The following is a 3,093-nucleotide window of genomic DNA, read 5'->3' as shown; positions in this document are numbered from 1 at the left end:
ACCCGGACCCGGACCCGCACCCGCACCCGCACCCGCACCCGCACCCGCACCCGTCCCAGCGTCCGCATCCGCGTCCGCGTCCGCGTAAGCCCCCCTCAGATCGTCGCCGTGTCGATCACGAACCGGTACCGCACATCGCTGGCCAGCACCCGCTCGTACGCCTCGTTCACCTGCTCCGCGCGGATCACCTCGATCTCCGCGCCCAGGCCGTGCTCGGCGCAGAAGTCCAGCATCTCCTGGGTCTCCGCGATGCCGCCGATCATCGAACCGGCGAGGATCTTGTTGCCGCCGATGAGGCCGAACATGTTGAGCGAGTTCGGCTCCTCGGGGGCGCCGACGTTCACCAGCGCGCCGCCGGGCTTCAGGAGCGAGAGGTAGGCGCCGAGGTCCAGCGGGGCCGAGACCGTCGAGACGATCAGGTCGAGGGAGCCGGCGAGCTTCGTGAAGGTCTCCGGGTCGCTGGTGGCGTGGAAGTGGTCCGCGCCCAGCTTCAGCCCGTCCTCCTGCTTGCGCAGCGTCTGGCTGAGCACGGTCACCTCGGCGCCGAGCGCGTGCGCGATCTTGACGCCCATGTGGCCGAGGCCGCCGAGGCCCAGGATCGCGACCTTCTTGCCGGGGCCCGCCTGCCAGCGCTTCAGCGGCGAGTACAGGGTGATCCCGGCGCAGAGCAGCGGCGCGGCCACGTCGAGCGCGAGGGCGTCGGGGATACGGACGGCGAAGCGCTCGCTGACCACGACGTGGGTGGAGTAGCCGCCGTAGGTGGGCTCGCCGTCGTGTCCGACGGCGTTGTACGTGCCCACGGCGCGGGCGCAGAACTGCTCCTGCCCGGCCGCGCACTGCTCACACTCGCCGCAGGAGTCGACGAAGCAGCCGACGCCGACCCGGTCGCCCACGGTGTACTTGGTGACGCCGGAGCCCACCTCGGTGACCACACCGGCGATCTCGTGGCCGGGGACCATCGGGAAGATGGCCTCGCCCCAGCCCTCGCGGGCCTGGTGGATGTCGGAGTGGCAGATGCCGGCGTACTTGATCTCGATCAGGATGTCGTGCGGGCCGACGGCGCGGCGCTCGATGGTGGTGCGCTCCAGCGGCGCCTTGGCGGCGGGGACGGCGTAGGCGGCGACGGTGGTCATTGCCTTGACTCCTCGGGCTTGTCGGGTACGTCCACCAAGGTGCCCCAGCTTTCGCGTGCCACCCACCCCCCTGTCCTTCGTACGTCCGCTGTGCGTACCACTGGCAGGGTCAGGCTCACGGTCGTACGACGGCGGATACTTGGGTGTCATGGACCAGCGTGCCGAACTCAGCGAATTCCTCCGCTCCCGCCGGGCCCGGCTCAAGCCGGGCGATGTGGGCCTGCCCGACTTCGGGCGCCACCGCCGGGTGCCGGGGCTGCGCCGGGAGGAGCTGGCCCAGCTCGCCGGGGTGTCGGTGGCGTACTACACCCGCCTTGAGCAGGGGAACGGGCAGAACGTGTCGGCCGAGGTGCTCGACGCGATCGCGCGGGCGCTGCGGCTGACCGACGCCGAGCGGCAGCATCTGACGCATCTGGCCCAGCCGACCGCGGCCAAGAAGAAGAAGGCCGGGCTCTCCCGCCAGGTGCAGCTCAGGCCGCAGCTGACGCATCTGATCGACTCCATGGACGCGGTGCCCGCGTACGTCCTGGGCCGCCGGCTGGACCTGCTGGCCTGGAACCGGATGGCCGCCGCCCTGATCGGTGACTTCGTCTCGCTCCCGGCGGAGGAGCGCAACTTCGCCCGGCACGTCTTCCTCGACCCGACCGCCCGCGAGCGGTACCTGGAGTGGGAGGACAAGGCGGCCGAGGTGGTCGGCGTGCTGCGGCTGTGCGCGGGCTGCTACCCGGACGACCCGCTGCTCTCGGCGCTGGTGGGCGAGCTGTCGGTGAAGAGCGACGAGTTCCGTACGCTGTGGGCCGCCCACACCGTCCGCCAGAAGGGCCACGGCACCAAGCGGCTGCACCACCCGCTGGTGGGTGAGCTGACGCTGTCGTACGAGACGCTGAAGCTGCCCGAGGAGCACGATCTGTCGCTCGTGACGTACTACGCGGAGCCGGGCTCGCCCTCGGCGGACTCGCTGCGGCTGCTGGCGAGCTGGGCCGCCGCTCCGGACCCGGACCCCTCGGCCCCCGGTGGCCGCCCGGCTCCCGTCACTCCTCCGACGCGCTCCCCGTGACCGGGGGACTCACGCCGCCGCGTTCTCCGTGATCGTCACCTTTCCCCTGCGGATGACGGCGATGCGCGGCGCGCGGCGGGCCAGGGCCGTGTCATGGGTGACCATGACGAAGGTCAGCCCGTGCTCCTTCCACAGTCCCTCCAGGACCTCCATGATCTCGTCGCGCATGTCCTCGTCGAGGTTGCCGGTGGGCTCGTCGGCGAGCAGGACCTTGGGGCGTTTGACGACCGCGCGGGCGATGGCGACGCGCTGCTGCTGACCGCCGGACATCTCGCCGGGCAGATGGGCCAGGCGCTCGCCCAGGCCCACCGAGACCAGCGCGTCGGCGGCGCGTTCGCGCCGGTCGGCGGCGGAGAGGCCGAGCGGGACGAGCGCGGTCTCGACGTTCTCCTGGGCGGTGAGCGTGGGGATGAGGTTGAAGCTCTGGAAGACGAAGCCGATGGACTCGGCCCGCACCTTGGTGAGCCGCGCCTCGGGCAGGCTCGCCAGGTCGACGCCGTCCAGGACGACGCTGCCCCGGGTCGGCCGGTCGAGGCCGCCGAGCATCTGGAGCAGGGTGGACTTGCCGCCGCCGGTGGGGCCCTGGATGACCAGACGGCCGCCGTCCTCGATGGTCAGATCGACTCCGGCGAGCGCGTCGACGGTGTCCTTGCCCCGCTGGTACCGCTTGGTGACGCCGCTGAGTTCATACATGACCCGGGGTCACCTCCTTTCGTACGTACGTGAGTGGGCGATGCGCGGCGGTCAGGCGACGCGGCGCAGGGCGTCGGCGGGGCGCAGCCGGGAGGCGCGCCAGCCGCCGAAGCCGCCCGCGACGAGACCGCCCGCGACCGCGAGGGCCACGGCGAGGCCGACGGTGGTGAGGGAGACCGGCGCGGTCAGGGCTATGTCGACGGCCTTGGC

General features: G+C 71.9%; 3 protein-coding genes and 1 pseudogene. 1 reads left to right on the top strand and 3 read right to left on the bottom strand.

Annotated elements, in window-relative coordinates:
* Window positions 1-95 precede the first annotated feature (95 nt).
* Window positions 96-1,133, bottom strand: a complete 1,038-nt coding sequence (locus ACJA3G_RS33880; protein WP_406556865.1) for an NAD(P)-dependent alcohol dehydrogenase — start codon at window positions 1,131-1,133, stop codon at window positions 96-98.
* A gap of 148 nt (window positions 1,134-1,281) precedes the next feature.
* Here ACJA3G_RS33880 and ACJA3G_RS33875 point away from each other — a divergent pair, with 148 nt between their 5' ends.
* Window positions 1,282-2,190, top strand: a complete 909-nt coding sequence (locus ACJA3G_RS33875) for a helix-turn-helix transcriptional regulator (protein ID WP_406556864.1) — start codon at window positions 1,282-1,284, stop codon at window positions 2,188-2,190.
* Between the two features lie 9 nt (window positions 2,191-2,199).
* Here the strand turns inward: ACJA3G_RS33875 and ACJA3G_RS33870 are convergent, their stop codons facing one another.
* Window positions 2,200-2,883 (bottom strand): ABC transporter ATP-binding protein, encoded by a 684-nt coding sequence (locus ACJA3G_RS33870; protein ID WP_406556863.1) that lies wholly within the window; start codon window positions 2,881-2,883, stop codon window positions 2,200-2,202.
* Between the two features lie 51 nt (window positions 2,884-2,934).
* Window positions 2,935-3,093, bottom strand: a pseudogene (locus ACJA3G_RS33865) (ABC transporter permease); the annotation flags it as partial.

It is taken from the genome of Streptomyces sp. YS-3 (assembly GCF_045257485.1).
Lineage (GTDB): Bacteria > Actinomycetota > Actinomycetes > Streptomycetales > Streptomycetaceae > Streptomyces.
The sequence above is the reverse complement of the archived record's forward strand: the minus strand, read 5'-3'. Positions and strand labels throughout refer to the sequence as shown.

What these genes read in the sequence shown, in the direction of transcription:
- ACJA3G_RS33880 (WP_406556865.1), bottom strand. Translation starts at nt 1,133, where the DNA reads ATGACCACCGTCGCCGCCTACGCCGTCCCCGCCGCCAAGGCGCCGCTG.
- ACJA3G_RS33875 (WP_406556864.1), top strand. Translation starts at nt 1,282, where the DNA reads ATGGACCAGCGTGCCGAACTCAGCGAATTCCTCCGCTCCCGCCGGGCC.
- ACJA3G_RS33870 (WP_406556863.1), bottom strand. Translation starts at nt 2,883, where the DNA reads ATGTATGAACTCAGCGGCGTCACCAAGCGGTACCAGCGGGGCAAGGAC.